Source organism: Gordonia otitidis (assembly GCF_020735545.1).
Taxonomy (GTDB): domain Bacteria; phylum Actinomycetota; class Actinomycetes; order Mycobacteriales; family Mycobacteriaceae; genus Gordonia; species Gordonia otitidis.
In genome coordinates, this window is record NZ_CP085974.1 from 1,197,384 (window position 1) to 1,210,936 (window position 13,553).

The window sequence follows — 13,553 nt, forward strand, 5'->3', positions numbered from 1 at the left end:
AATCACAGGAAGAATCACAGGATCAGGGAGTACCGTTCCCCGAGGCACTACACCATTAGAGCGACTCATGATCTATGAGCGTCGGGTTAACGGAGGGTGAGCAATCGTAAGCCAGCAGACGACGCCACGGCTTCCAGAACCCGAGGGACGCCCCGAAAACGGCAAAAGCGACACCGCCGTCGGTGCTGACGATTCGACTCAGACGGCGCCGGCGACCTCAACCGGCGAGATGAAGCCCCGACGCGACCGCCACCTCTACCAGATCGACCTCGTACGCCTGGTGACGTTCGGCGGCGTGATCCTCGATCACGTCATGATCGGCGTCACGGCCGCAACGAGCGTGGCCGCGGGTTCCGTCGAGGTGTTCCTGCGGTACACCCGCTACGGGTTCTTCGCTCTCACCGGTTTCGTGCTGACCTACCAGTACCGCAATCGCTCACTCGAACCGATCAGTTTCTGGCGCCGACGATTCAAACTCATCGGCCTCCCGTTTGTGGCGTGGACGCTGTTCTACTGGGTGTACGGGCGATACCGGATCGGCGGCCTGGAGACACTCAGAGGCATTGTCGCCGACCAGCATTCGATGGTCACGGCCGCCAAGAGCATCGCGTATGACCTCATCACCGGCAACGCGATGTATCACCTGTACTTCTTGTCGGTGAGCATGCAGATCTATTTGTTCTTCCCACTGATCCTCGCAATCCTCAAGCGCACGTGGGGTTCTCATCGCTACCAGTTGGTCGTGAGTTTCGCGATCCAGGTGGGGTTGATGTACCTCATGGTTCGTCCCCCACTCCACTTCTTCACACACGGCGCACCGGGTGTGGTGTGGACCCACCTGGTCATCACCATCCTCCCGTACCAGTTCTTCATTCTCGCCGGTTGTGTAGCCGCCATGCATTACGAGGCTTTCCAGGCGTTCGTGATCCGTTGGCGGTGGCCACTTCTCGCGGCATGTATCGCGACCATCGCGGGCACCCTCGTGTACTTCCTGCACATCACGTCGACCGGGACGAGCGTCGCCCGGGCCACCAACGTGTTCCTGCCGCACAACGTGTACGCGTTCATCGCGATCATCATGATGCTGTACTGCTTCGGCACGATCTGGCAGCAACGTCGAACTCCCGGTTCGGTCCCCGACAAGGTGCTGCGAACTGCGTCGGACCGCTCGTTCGGCATCTACCTGGCACATCCGCTAGCCCTGAGCGCGTTGCTGCCCACCATCGCCCCCGCATCGTGGCCGGGTTTCCCGCGGGTGCTGTTCGCCTATGCGATGACCGTCGCCGGGACGATCTTCGTGGTCGAAGTGTTGCGCCGCAGCCCGATCAGCCTGATCACGACGGGCCGCAACCGCATCGACTGGCGGTCACAGAACGCGGGCAGGTCGCTGATCGTGGCACTTGTCGCGATCGTCGGCGGCGTGATCGTGTCCGGGGTCTTCGACGTGTGGGGCGGGTACCTGTTCATCGCGACCGGTGCCCTGCTCGTGATCTCCGCACTTCTCGTCGCCTGGCACCAGTGGCGCAACCGCGACCACGAGTTCACCGAACAGCAGGTCTGACCAGCAGTTCACTGACGCGAGAAGGCCCCGACGATTCCGTCGGGGCCTTCTCTACCGGTGTCTGAAAAGATCAGAGAGCGGTCACGTTTGTCGCCTGGAGTCCCTTGGCGCCCTGCTCGACGTCGAACTCGACGCGCTGCTGCTCCTCGAGGCTGCGGAAGCCGCTGCCCGTGATGGCGGAGTAGTGGACGAACACATCCTGTCCCTGGTCATCGGGAGCAATGAAGCCGAAGCCCTTCTCGCCGTTGAACCATTTGACGGTGCCCTGTGTCATGCAATTTCTTCTTCCTATTGAAAAGCCGTCAGTTCGACGACTCGTTGTCCAGTGTGTCACACATTCGGCCGTCGCTGCGACCCCACGATCACAGGAATCTGAATTGCCTGTGCACACTCGCCGTCGTCGACGCGTGCGCGCCGTCAGCCTCGGATGCGGGGCGCTGTCGTCGGATCAGGCGGTGGGACCACCAAGCGAATCGACAACAAGATCCGCGACGCCGGTCTTGCCGCGCGTCGTCGGGTGATACGGAATCGGGGGCGCGAACCCACGGAGCCACGGTTGAGCTGAGCAGACCGTGTGGCCGGCGCCCGCGACCGAGGCCTGCACGAGGTCGGTTCCGGTCAACCGCGCGGCCCGTGCGGTTGCCGCAGCGAGGTTGTCGAACACGCGGATTGTCAGTTCCGTTTCCTGCTGACTCAATGGCAACAGATCGCAGGGTGTCTCGCCCGCGACCACGACCGGCGGATAGTCGACGAGCACCACCCGCGCCTTCGGCGCGCGGAGCCTGATCTCGAGCACCGTCTGGATCAGCGTACGGGTGACCCTGTCGTAGTCGGCAGTCGTGGGTTCTGGTGCGACGTGATGACCGAGGTGGCAGCTGCGCGCCGCGGGGCCGAGCGCCTTGTCGATCCCGGCGGCGACGTTGTTGCAGCTCATGGCGAGCAGACGGCCGATGTAGTCGACGTCGTTTCCACCACTGGTGATGGTCACCAACGACGTGTTGCGGGTGACGGAGTCGATCTGCTTGTGCGCGAGGAAGCGTTGCGGTCTGTCGACGATGTTCTCCGTGGTAGCCCCCGAACACGTCGCGTCCACCAACCTCAGACGCAGCGCCCGGGCAACCTGGTTCGGATAGTTGTTGCTACTGCGGAAGCACACGTTCAGCCGCGTCGGCACCGCGTCGGGGCCCGCCGCGTACGAACTCCCCAACGCCACGTAGGTCGCCGGGGTCTCCGCGGACGCACGCACCATGGGCTTGATCGTCGGGCCCGACGGGTTGTCGTCGCCGCCGACCCCCGGCACCACCACTGCGGCGGCAGCGATGAGCACCCCCACGGCAATACCCGCGCGGCGAAGGAGACGTCGAGACACGACTGCGATCTTCCCACATGCGCGGGTCATACCGTCAGATGCCGCTCGTCGACCCGATCACACGGACGACAGCGCCCGCCGTTTTCAGCGGTTACGGAAGGTCGGGTCACGCTTCGCCACGAAAGCGGCCATTCCCTCTGTCTGGTCCTCGGTGGCGAACGTCGAGTAGAACAGGCTGCGTTCGGCCCGCACGCCCTCGGTGAGTGTTGTCTCGAATGCTCGGTTCACGGCGTCCTTTGCGAGTCCCGTCGCGACGGACGACTTGTTCGCGATGGTTTCGGCGATGTCCTTCGCGGTGGCGAGGCATTCGGCGGCCGGTACGACACGCGAGACCAGACCTGCACGCTCGGCCTCGTCGACCTTCATCTGGCGCCCGGTCAGGATGAGGTCCATCGCCTTGGCCTTGCCGACGGCGCGGGTCAGTCGCTGCGAGCCGCCGATCCCGGGAATCACACCGAGAGTGATCTCTGGTTGGCCGAACACGGCATTGTCGCCCGCGACGAGGATGTCGCAGAGCATCGCGAGCTCGCAGCCGCCGCCGAGCGCATACCCGGTCACCGCGGCGATGGTGGGGGTGCGCAGTCGCGAGAGTTCGTCCCAGGCACCGAAGAAGGATTCGGTGACGACCTCGCTGAACGTCTTGTCGGCCATCTCCTTGATGTCGGCACCGGCGGCGAACGCACGCTCGGAACCGGTGATGACGATCGCACCGATGTCGGGATCCGTGTCGAATGCCGTGGCAGCGGCAACCACTTCATTCATCAGAGCGGTGTTCAGGGCGTTCAGCGCCTTGGGTCGGTTCAGTGTGATCACACCGACGCGTCCCGAGGTCTCGACGATGATCGTCTCGTGGTCAGACATTCGACTCCTCCATGATGTCGAGCATGAGTTCGGTATCCGCAGGCAACGCGGCGAAGACGGCGTCGATCGACGCGAGCGCCGGCTCGTGGTCTGAGGTCCACACCGGATTGCGGTCCTTGTCGATGACCTGCGCACGGATTCCCTCGGCCATGTCGGGGTGCTGCAGGAACCGCAGCGACACCCGGAACTCCCGACGCAGCGTGTCTGCGAGATCGGATTCCTTGTGGCGCAGCGAGTACAGGGTCGCCGCGAGCGCGATGGGACTCTTCGACGCGATCCTGTCCGCGGTGCGCTGCGCCGACTCGGTGCCAACAGCGCGACACCGCTCGATGATCTCCGACACCGTGTCAGCGGCGAAAGCCTCACGTATCCACTCGCGTTCGACGTCCAGCGCGGACTCCGGCGGCTGCACCGCGTGGGCCGCCAGCGCGGCGTCGACGCCGTCGGTGACCACGGCGTCGCGGAAGGAGCCGAGATGCTCCGACGGCATGTAATGGTCGGCCAGACCCATGACGATCGCATCAGCTCCCGACAACGTCCCGCCGGTGAGCGCTGCGTAGGTGCCGAGTTCGTCGGGCACACGCGCGAGCAGGTGTGTTCCGCCGACGTCGGGCACGAATCCGATGCCGACCTCGGGCATCGCCAGACGGGTGCGATCGGTGACGATTCTGGTGTCGCCGTGCGCAGACACTCCGACGCCGCCGCCCATCACGATCCCGTCCATGATCGCGACATAGGGCTTGGGGTAGGTCGAGATGTCCAGGTTGAGCCGATACTCGTCGGCCCAGAATCGGCCGGACGGACTGTCGGCGGCAGCGGCATCGCCGCCTGCACCGTCGGCCGACAGCGTCGACGCGTCGCGGTGGATGGCGGCGATGTCGCCACCCGAACACAGACCCCGCTCGCCCGCACCCGACACGACGACGGCGTCGACAGCCGGATCGCTCGCCCAGGCCCGCAGCGCCACGTGCATCGCACGCGCCATGTCATGGTCGAGCGCGTTGATCGCCGACGGGCGGTTGAGGGTCACCTGCCCGATCCGCCCGACCACCTCGGCGAGAACCGTCGGTTCGTCCGTCATGAGTGCCACTCCTCGCTCTTCTGCCCGGGACCTACGTGCGCGTCGACGCCGTTGGATACCGCGCCGCCCTCCCAGATACTTGCACATCCTAGTATCGGGATGCCAGCGAGGTCAGGGCACTCGATGCCCCGCGACGCGGAACAGTTCGTACCACTCCGGACGGGTGAGGGGAATGTCGGAGCCGGCCGCGGCAGCCGAGACGCGCGCCGGCGTGGTCGTGCCGAGCACCACCTGCACCTGGGCGGGATGGCGCGTGATCCACGCCGTCGCGATCGCGATCGGCGCGACGTCGTACTTGTCGGCGAGCCGGTCGAGCACGCCGTTCAGCTCGGGAAAGCGGTCGGAGCCGAGGAAGACACCGGCGGATGCCGATTGGAACGGCGACCACGCCTGGACCGTGATGTCGTTGAGACGGCAGTAGTCGAGGACTCCCCCGCCGTCGAGCGTGTACGCCTGTTCCTCGCCGACGATGTTCGCCGCGACACCCTGCGCGACGACTGGCGCGTGCGTGATCGACAGTTGCACTTGGTTGGCGACGATCGGCTGTGTCACCGACTTCCTGAGCAGATCGATCTGACGTGGCGTGTGGTTGGACACGCCGAACCGACGGACCTTGCCCGCTTGCGCGAGATCGTCGAAGGCACGGGCCACCTCGTCGGGTTCGACGAGGGGGTCGGGTCGGTGCAGGAGCAACACGTCGAGGTAGTCGGTCCCGAGTGCCCGCAGTGACCCGTGCACCGAATCGACGATGTGGTCGTACGAGAAGTCGTAATAGGGACCGTCTTTCACGATGCCCGTCTTCGACTGAATGGTGACCTCGTCGCGTTGCGATGGCGAGAGCCGCAGCGCCTCGGCGAATCGGCGTTCACAACCGTGCGCAGGCTCATCGCCGTAGATGTCCGCGTGATCGAAGAAGTCGATCCCGGCATCGCGCGCGGTGTGCACCAGTTCGCGGATCTCGTCGTCGGACTTGTGTTCGATACGCATCATGCCGAGCGCCACGTTGGGCACGGTGACATCGGTGGCGCCGAGCGGGATTCGTTTCACTCAGCCGATCGTAGGCGCACCGCGGGTCGCGCCCCGCCTACGCGTGGTAACTGGTGTCGGCGTACCCGTCGCCGTCGGTGTCGGTGTACTGCACGTCGACGTACCCGTCACCGTCGGTGTCGTAGGACTCGACGTCGGCGTAGCCGTCACCGGTGGTGTCGGCGTACTGCACGTCCGTGTAGCCGTCGCCGTTGGTGTCGCTCTCCTGCACGTCGGCGTAGCCGTCGCCATTGGTGTCGGTGTACTGCACATCGGCGTAGCCATCACCGTCGGTGTCCTGCAGTTCGACGTCGGCGTAGCCGTCGCCATCGGTGTCGGTGAGCTGCACGTCCACGTAGCCGTCGCCGTTGGTGTCGTAGCCTGCTGTCGTCATGATCTGGGTCCTTTCGAGGGAATCTGTGGTGTTGTCAACGCTCGTTCAGCGTTGTCATTACATTGGATGCACCCCGACCACCGCAATGTTCCCCCTCATCGAATGTATTTTTTTCGAGCGGGACACCACCGTCACGGCCGGCAGCGGCGCGATCACCACGCGCGGTCGACGCTGACACGGTCCATACGAAGAACCCGGCACCTCGAGGTGCCGGGTTCTTCGTATTCAGTTCTTCGGTCGGCCTGCGATCAGCTCGCGTCGCCCTGGCCTTCGCCCGCCTTTGTCAGCTCGACAGGAGCGTCGGGCAGTTCGCGGGGCTTGTCGGAGCCGGTGAAGGTGAACTTGGCGTCTTCGCCGTCTCCTTCGCCGTCCCAACCTTCGACGTCGACGAGCACGATCTGGCCCGGGGTCAGCTCGTTGAACAGGATCTTCTCCGAGAGCTGATCCTCGATCTCGCGCTGGATGGTGCGACGCAGCGGACGTGCACCGAGGACCGGATCGAAGCCGCGCCTGGCCAGCAACGACTTGGCCCTGTCGGTGAGCTCGATCGCCATGTCCTTGTTCTTCAGCTGCGTCTCGACACGCGCGATCATCAGATCGACCATCTGGATGATCTCGTCCTGCGTGAGCTGGTGGAACACGATCACGTCGTCGATACGGTTGAGGAACTCGGGCCGGAAGTGCTTCTTGAGCTCGTCGTTGACCTTCAGCTTCATGCGTTCGTAGTTCGACGTCGAGTCGTCGCCCTTCGTGAACCCGAGTCCCACGGCCTTCGAGATGTCGGAGGTACCGAGGTTCGAGGTGAAGATCAGGACGGTGTTCTTGAAGTCGACCGTGCGACCCTGGCCGTCGGTGAGACGTCCGTCCTCGAGAACCTGCAACAGGGTGTTGTAGATCTCCGAGTGGGCCTTCTCGATCTCGTCGAACAGGACCACCGAGAACGGCTTGCGGCGCACCTTCTCGGTGAGCTGGCCGCCCTCTTCGTAACCGACGTACCCGGGAGGGGCACCGAACAGGCGCGACGCGGTGAAGCGGTCGTGGAACTCGCCCATGTCGATCTGGATGAGAGCGTCGTCCTCACCGAACAGGAAGTTCGCGAGCGCCTTGGACAGCTCGGTCTTACCGACACCCGACGGTCCGGCGAAGATGAACGAGCCCGAGGGACGCTTGGGGTCCTTGAGTCCGGCACGCGTACGGCGGATCGCCTTGGAGACGGCCTTGACAGCATCCTCTTGGCCGATGATCCGCTTGTGCAGCTCGTCCTCCATGCGGAGCAGACGGGTGGTCTCCTCCTCGGTGAGCTTGAACACGGGGATACCGGTCCAGTTGCCGAGGACCTCGGCGATCTGCTCGTCGTCGACCTCGGCCACGACGTCCATGTCGCCACTGCGCCATTGCTTCTCGCGCTCGGCGCGCTCGTTGACGAGCTGCTTCTCCTTGTCGCGCAGGCTTGCGGCCTTCTCGAAGTCCTGCGCGTCGATCGCGCTCTCCTTCTCCTTGCGGGCGTCGGCGATGCGCTCGTCGAACTCGCGCAGGTCCGGCGGAGCGGTCATCCGACGGATACGCATGCGCGCGCCCGCCTCGTCGATGAGGTCGATCGCCTTGTCCGGAAGGAAGCGGTCGTTGATGTAGCGGTCGGCCAGAGTCGCGGCGGCGACGAGTGCACCGTCGGTGATGGACACGCGGTGGTGCGTCTCGTACCGATCGCGCAGACCCTTGAGGATCTCGATCGTGTGCTCGACCGACGGCTCGCCGACCTGCACCGGCTGGAAGCGACGCTCGAGCGCGGCATCCTTCTCGATGTACTTGCGGTACTCGTCGAGGGTGGTGGCACCGATGGTCTGCAGCTCACCGCGCGCCAGTTTCGGCTTCAGAATGCTGGCGGCGTCGATCGCGCCCTCGGCGGCACCTGCGCCGACGAGCGTGTGCAGCTCGTCGATGAACAGGATGATGTCGCCGCGGGTGTTGATCTCCTTGAGCACCTTCTTGAGGCGTTCCTCGAAGTCGCCGCGGTAGCGGCTGCCCGCGACCAGCGAACCGAGGTCGAGGGTGTAGAGCTGCTTGTCCTTGAGTGTCTCGGGCACCTGGCCGTTGACGATCGCCTGGGCAAGTCCTTCGACGACGGCGGTCTTGCCGACGCCCGGCTCGCCGATCAGAACAGGGTTGTTCTTGGTGCGGCGGCTGAGCACCTGCATGACGCGCTCGATCTCTTTCTCGCGCCCGATGACGGGATCGAGTTTGCCCTCGGCGGCGGCTGCGGTCAGGTTTCTGCCGAATTGGTCGAGCACGAGCGAGGTCGACGGTGTGCCGGACTCACTGGACCGACCTCCCGTGCCTGCTTCCTGCGGCTCCTTGCCCTGGTAACCACTCAGCAGCTGGATGACCTGCTGGCGGACCCGGTTGAGGTCGGCGCCGAGCTTGACGAGCACCTGAGCGGCAACACCCTCGCCCTCTCGGATGAGGCCGAGCAGGATGTGCTCGGTGCCGATGTAGTTGTGTCCGAGCTGCAGCGCTTCCCGCAGCGACAGCTCGAGAACCTTCTTCGCACGCGGCGTGAACGGGATGTGCCCCGATGGCGCCTGCTGCCCCTGGCCGATGATCTCCTCGACCTGGCTGCGGACACCTTCCAAGGAGATTCCCAAAGATTCGAGTGCCTTGGCGGCGACGCCCTCACCCTCGTGGATCAGACCCAGGAGGATGTGCTCGGTGCCGATGTAGTTGTGGTTGAGCATCCGCGCCTCTTCTTGGGCCAGAACCACAACCCGGCGTGCGCGGTCGGTGAACCGTTCGAACATTGTTCTCCCTCACATTGCTAGCGCCCCGGCCGTCGATGTCTTCAAGCCTCTTGGCGACAACTGCGGTGGTGCCGATAATCCAACTGGATATGCCAACCGGATAGACGACGACCAGCCTGGCTTCCACTGTAGTGGTCAACAGGAGTGCACCTGCACTTAACGTCTGCACAGCGTGCAACGAAAACGGATGTCGGCGGGGATCTGACAGCTACAACTCCGCAGGACACGAGCATGTTCCTGGCAGGGGTGACGTGGGCTACGCCGAGAGCGAACGAGATCCTGCCGACGGGCGGACCGGCTCGTAACGCAGCACGACGATGTCGACGTCGAGTTCGGAACGTTCGACCAGGCGCAGGTCGACGTGGTCGGAAAGCCCCTCGAAGATCCTCGGCCCGTGGCCGACGATCCGCGGATGCACGATGAACTCGTAGGAGTCGATGAGGTCGAGTTCGGCAAGGGCCAGAGGAAGCGTCACACCTCCGGTGACGATCCCGTTGCCCGGCTGTGCCTTGAGCTCGCGCACCGTCGACTCCAGGTCGTCACGACGTATCAGTCCTGCGTTCCAGTCGACATTGGTGAGCGAGTCGGAGACGACGAACTTCGGCGCGCGGTCGATGACGCGGGCGAAGGGCAGCATCCACTCGGGTCGGCCGTCGAGCAGCTCGTCGTTTCGCGCGACCTCACGCCAGCCGGCCTCCATCATCTCGTAGATCACCCGGCCGAACAGCAGCGCGTCGGCAGCGGCAAGGAGGTCGGCCGAATGGCGATGCATCGCCTCGGTCGGCGTGACGGCCGTGTGGTCGACGCAGCCGTCGACGGTGATGTTGATCGAGCAACGCAGGGGCCGCATGGCGCGAGAGTACGACGAATCCGGCGTCGAATGCCGGGTTGTCACCGGTCTTGCTCCATGAGTGCGATGACGTTTCCTGAGGGATCGGCGAACCAGGCGATGTCGGGCCCGATGCCATGGCCGTGCGCAATTCCACGCTCGTCCTGATCGAATCCGTCATAGTGCAGGAATTCGACGCCGCGCGCTGTCAGCTCGTCGATGCGCGTGGGGAGGTCGGGGACCGGGATGTTGAGGACGGTGTACGAGGCAGGTTGATGGTCGGGCTTCGGGTAGGCCAGGACTGTCGTGCCACGGTTGATGCGGATACCGAGGATGTCGCTGTCGCCCATGGGGAAACGCAGGACACGCATGCCGAGGACCCCGCGGTAGAAGTCCTCCGTCGCTGCCGTGTCGCGGACCGCGAACCCCGAGTACGCCGACGTCGGTCGGCTCATCTGTGCCTCGTGCTCGTCGGAGAGTCGGACGAGTTGTAGCCAGTTGCCGTCGGGATCCTCGACGGTCGCGAACTGATTGCCGTCGCGCTCCTCGAGCGGGCTGATCCAGGTGGCGCCCAGCGAGTCGAGCCGCGCAGCGGTTGCGGCCGGATCGTCGACCTCGACATTGAGCAGCATCCGCGCGCCCTGCGGAGTGCGCCCGGAGACGTCGTCGCGCTTGTCGAACATGAGGTAGAAGCCGTCGAGTTCGACGACGATGTAGCCGGGACTGCCCGGTGTGGTCATCGGCTCGGCCTCGAACGCCGTGGCGTACCAGTGCGCGAGCCGCTTCGGGTCGTCGGTGGACAGGAGCATGGAGGAGATCGTTGCTGTTGCCATGCGGATATCGACCCTCCGGGAGCGGAGAACTCATCGGTCGTCACGCGTCCCACCGATGAATGACCCTTGCTAACGACCTGTCCCGCCTTCTTCGATCACACCTACAGCGGGCCGATCGCACGGTCTGCGACCAGCATCGACTGGTTCCTCGATCGGAAGGCACCACCATGCACTCTCTCGCCACCCGAATCACCCACCGAACCCGACGTCTCGTGGTCCTCGCTCTGACCCTCACCGGTCTGATCGCGGGAACGCTCGGCGCAACCGCACTCGGAACCGGCGAGGCGTCGGCCGCCCCGCCCTACGGCAGCGGCCACGGCCTCTGCTTCGACATCAATTCCGGGCTGGCGCAGTCGTCGCTGTCCAAGATCGGTCGCGACGCCAACGGCGGCGGTTGGACTCCGGCCTCCGCGAGCGACAATCCACTCCAGAACGGGTGCAACCTCGACTGGATGTTGGTCAACGGCAACGGAATCGGCGATGCCACCTATCAGTCACGCGTCCTGCTGTTCAAGCACGGTCGATTCATCGGCACGGTCGACCCCAAGCCGTACTCGTACACCAGCGTCGCGAAGTACACCAAGAACTCGGTGACGGTTCGCTATCGCTGGCTCAAGCCGTCCGACCCGTTCTGCTGCGCAAGCGGCGGCCCGACCTATGTCACGGCATCCACGGTGGGCACTCACATCGTGCGGGCGGGTCACTTCCCGCCGCGGGCCTGATCACCGCCATGCTCTGATCAGCAGTCACCCAGACCACCTGGCCGATCCACCGCCCCGCAGCGCCTGCCGCCGCGGGGCGGTGTGCTGTCAGGCGGCCGCGTGGTCGACAAGAGGTCGCTCGATAACCGTCGGGTTTCGGCCACCGCCGACGATGATGACTGTGTGAGCGGCGAACACACCGGCCCCGAGGGCATTCTCGAGGTCTACGACGAGGCGCTACCCGCCGTCTACGGGTACGTTTTTCGACGCTGCGCGGATCGACGGATTGCCGAAGACGTCACCTCGGAGACGTTCTTGGCCGCGATGGACACGATGCGCCGCGACCAGACCGCGCCACCGAGCGTCGGCTGGCTGATCGGCGTCGCCCGGCACAAGCTCGCCGATCACTGGCGACGTGCGCAACGCACCCCGGAACCGGTCGACGAACCGCCCGAAGTCGTCGACGACGACTGGGACGCGCACCTCGACCGCATGGTCGCGCACGCGACGCTGGCTCAGCTGGCGCCGATCAACCGCGCGGCGCTGACGCTGCGCTACGTCGACGATCTCCCCGTCGCCGACTGTGCGCGCATCCTCGGCCGGACGGTCGGCGCCACCGAGGCACTGCTCACCAGGGCCAAGCGCGCGTTTCGCGAAGCCTATCCGTTGGACCGGTCCGCGAAGGGAGGGCTCTCATGAACACCGACGACACGGCATCGCCGCCGCACGATCCGTTCACCGTTCTGCGTGCCTCCTCGACGCCGGGCTGGGACGAGCCCATCGAGCCCACAACCGATTTCGCCGACAGACTGCGTCGACGACTCAAGCGTGGGGCCTCTCTACCCGAAGGAATCGAGATGGACACCATCGAACTCGAACACGAACTGACCCCGCAGGACTCGACCCATTCGGGAGTTCCGAGCGCGACGCCATCACTCGTCGAGCGTCCGGGAGCGCTGCCGTACCTCACGGTGCGCGACGCGCGGTCGGCGATCGACTGGTATGTCGAGCATCTCGGAGCGACGCTACGCGGCGAGCCGATCCTGATGGACGACAACAGGATCGGGCATGCCGAGCTCGAGATCGGCGGCGGCGCGATCTACCTGGCCGAGGAGTTCCCGGATATGGGAATGCGTGCGCCCGCACCTGGCGCGGTCTCGGTCAGCTTGATGCTGGCCGTCGGAGACACCGACGAGGCGTTACGCCGAGCACAACGAGGCGGTGCAGCCGTCACGCGCGAACCATACGAGGCCTACGGAACACGCACCGCGACCGTCGTCGATCCCTTCGGACATCGGTGGATGCTGACGGGACCGGTGCTGACGGCTGCGGCATCCCACAGTCGAATACGGCACGGCGACATCGGATTCATCTCGGTCAACACCACTGACGCCACACGCGCTCGCGCGTTCTACGGTGCGGTTCTCGGCTGGCGATTCGATGCCGACGACCGGCACGTGATCACCGTCGACCGGCCGCTGATCGTCTTCGAGACCGACGGGCCGCAGACACTGTTCTGCGGCTACGCCGTCGACGACATCGGCGAGGCGCGAGACCGGATCGTCGCAGCGGGAGGACGGATCAGCCGGGAGCCGTACGACCACAACGGCCGGATGACCCTCGATGCCGTGGACGATGCGGGCGTCGAGTTCTGTGCGTACGAACCGGCACCGGAGGAGACACGTCCCGACCAGCATCCGACCGGTGTCGGCGACATGTCGTATCTGACCGTTCACACCCCCAGTAGCGAGCGTTTCCGCCGGTTCTACGGCGAAGCACTGGGTTGGACGTTCACCCCGGGACGCATCGACGACGGCTGGGAGGTCGACAACGCCCACCCGCAGGTCGGTATCGCGGGCGGGTCGGATTCCGCTGTGGCCGTGCCGATGTGGAACGTCGACGACATCGGCACCGCCGTCGGACGCGTGCGCGACGCAGGCGGTCGAGTGATCACCGGACCCGATCGGCAGGCGTACGGCAACGTGGCACTGTGTGCCGACGACCAGGGAGCACAGTTCTACCTCGGACAGCTGTTCTGACCGTCCGAACGGAACTTGCGTGGGATCCACGGGTACAGAATCGCCCCCGTGGATCCCACGCAAC

General features: G+C 65.1%; 13 protein-coding genes. 4 read left to right on the top strand and 9 right to left on the bottom strand.

Features of this window, described 5'->3' with window-relative positions:
* The first annotated feature begins 229 nt into the window (after positions 1-229).
* The gene (locus LK459_RS05395) at positions 230-1,561 is read left to right on the top strand and encodes an acyltransferase (RefSeq protein WP_227922198.1); all 1,332 of its coding nucleotides are present in this window, start codon (positions 230-232) and stop codon (positions 1,559-1,561) included.
* A 70-nt stretch (positions 1,562-1,631) separates the two neighbouring features.
* Here LK459_RS05395 and LK459_RS05400 read toward each other — a convergent pair whose 3' ends face one another.
* The 9 genes from LK459_RS05400 to LK459_RS05440 all read right to left on the bottom strand — a co-directional run bounded on the left by LK459_RS05400 (position 1,632) and on the right by LK459_RS05440 (position 10,749).
* Positions 1,632-1,835, bottom strand: a complete 204-nt coding sequence (locus LK459_RS05400) for a cold-shock protein (protein WP_005172335.1) — start codon at positions 1,833-1,835, stop codon at positions 1,632-1,634.
* A gap of 174 nt (positions 1,836-2,009) precedes the next feature.
* A complete protein-coding gene (locus LK459_RS05405; RefSeq protein WP_039994336.1) occupies positions 2,010-2,930 on the bottom strand; it encodes an SGNH/GDSL hydrolase family protein in 921 nt (306 codons plus the stop codon).
* An 84-nt stretch (positions 2,931-3,014) separates the two neighbouring features.
* Positions 3,015-3,791 carry an enoyl-CoA hydratase gene (locus tag LK459_RS05410; RefSeq protein ID WP_007240155.1) on the bottom strand — a complete coding sequence of 259 codons (777 nt, stop codon included), beginning with the start codon at positions 3,789-3,791 and terminating at the stop codon, positions 3,015-3,017.
* Entirely contained in the window at positions 3,784-4,872 is a 1,089-nt protein-coding gene (locus tag LK459_RS05415; protein WP_227922200.1) for an enoyl-CoA hydratase/isomerase family protein, read from the bottom strand. The genes LK459_RS05410 and LK459_RS05415 overlap by 8 nt, the downstream gene beginning before the upstream one ends.
* A gap of 111 nt (positions 4,873-4,983) precedes the next feature.
* Positions 4,984-5,919, bottom strand: a complete 936-nt coding sequence (locus LK459_RS05420) for an aldo/keto reductase (RefSeq protein WP_227922201.1) — start codon at positions 5,917-5,919, stop codon at positions 4,984-4,986.
* Positions 5,920-5,956: 37 nt separating this feature from the next.
* Positions 5,957-6,292, bottom strand: coding sequence for a hypothetical protein (locus LK459_RS05425; protein WP_007240152.1), 336 nt, complete (start codon positions 6,290-6,292; stop codon positions 5,957-5,959).
* Between the two features lie 248 nt (positions 6,293-6,540).
* Positions 6,541-9,087: an ATP-dependent Clp protease ATP-binding subunit gene (locus LK459_RS05430; protein ID WP_007240151.1), complete on the bottom strand. Its 2,547-nt coding sequence runs from the start codon at positions 9,085-9,087 to the stop codon at positions 6,541-6,543.
* A 256-nt stretch (positions 9,088-9,343) separates the two neighbouring features.
* The gene (locus LK459_RS05435) at positions 9,344-9,937 is read right to left on the bottom strand and encodes a dihydrofolate reductase family protein (RefSeq protein WP_227922203.1); all 594 of its coding nucleotides are present in this window, start codon (positions 9,935-9,937) and stop codon (positions 9,344-9,346) included.
* 41 nt (positions 9,938-9,978) lie between these two features.
* Positions 9,979-10,749, bottom strand: a complete 771-nt coding sequence (locus LK459_RS05440; protein ID WP_227922205.1) for a VOC family protein — start codon at positions 10,747-10,749, stop codon at positions 9,979-9,981.
* A 167-nt stretch (positions 10,750-10,916) separates the two neighbouring features.
* Between LK459_RS05440 and LK459_RS05445 the strand changes: the two genes are divergently transcribed.
* From LK459_RS05445 to LK459_RS05455, 3 genes are all read left to right on the top strand, one after another.
* Positions 10,917-11,471, top strand: coding sequence for an LppP/LprE family lipoprotein (locus LK459_RS05445; RefSeq protein WP_227922206.1), 555 nt, complete (start codon positions 10,917-10,919; stop codon positions 11,469-11,471).
* Positions 11,472-11,633: 162 nt separating this feature from the next.
* On the top strand, positions 11,634-12,149 hold the full coding sequence (locus tag LK459_RS05450) for an RNA polymerase sigma factor (RefSeq protein WP_007240147.1): 516 nt from the start codon (positions 11,634-11,636) through the stop codon (positions 12,147-12,149).
* Positions 12,146-13,489 carry a VOC family protein gene (locus LK459_RS05455; protein WP_227922208.1) on the top strand — a complete coding sequence of 448 codons (1,344 nt, stop codon included), beginning with the start codon at positions 12,146-12,148 and terminating at the stop codon, positions 13,487-13,489. Before LK459_RS05450 ends, LK459_RS05455 begins: the two co-directional genes overlap by 4 nt.
* Positions 13,490-13,553: the final 64 nt, after the last annotated feature.

Coding starts and splice junctions, on each gene's coding strand:
- LK459_RS05445 (WP_227922206.1), top strand. CDS start 10,917: ATGCACTCTCTCGCCACCCGAATCACCCACCGAACCCGACGTCTCGTG.
- LK459_RS05400 (WP_005172335.1), bottom strand. CDS start 1,835: ATGACACAGGGCACCGTCAAATGGTTCAACGGCGAGAAGGGCTTCGGC.
- LK459_RS05435 (WP_227922203.1), bottom strand. CDS start 9,937: ATGCGGCCCCTGCGTTGCTCGATCAACATCACCGTCGACGGCTGCGTC.
- LK459_RS05425 (WP_007240152.1), bottom strand. CDS start 6,292: ATGACGACAGCAGGCTACGACACCAACGGCGACGGCTACGTGGACGTG.
- LK459_RS05455 (WP_227922208.1), top strand. CDS start 12,146: ATGAACACCGACGACACGGCATCGCCGCCGCACGATCCGTTCACCGTT.
- LK459_RS05415 (WP_227922200.1), bottom strand. CDS start 4,872: ATGACGGACGAACCGACGGTTCTCGCCGAGGTGGTCGGGCGGATCGGG.
- LK459_RS05440 (WP_227922205.1), bottom strand. CDS start 10,749: ATGGCAACAGCAACGATCTCCTCCATGCTCCTGTCCACCGACGACCCG.
- LK459_RS05395 (WP_227922198.1), top strand. CDS start 230: ATGAAGCCCCGACGCGACCGCCACCTCTACCAGATCGACCTCGTACGC.
- LK459_RS05410 (WP_007240155.1), bottom strand. CDS start 3,791: ATGTCTGACCACGAGACGATCATCGTCGAGACCTCGGGACGCGTCGGT.
- LK459_RS05430 (WP_007240151.1), bottom strand. CDS start 9,087: ATGTTCGAACGGTTCACCGACCGCGCACGCCGGGTTGTGGTTCTGGCC.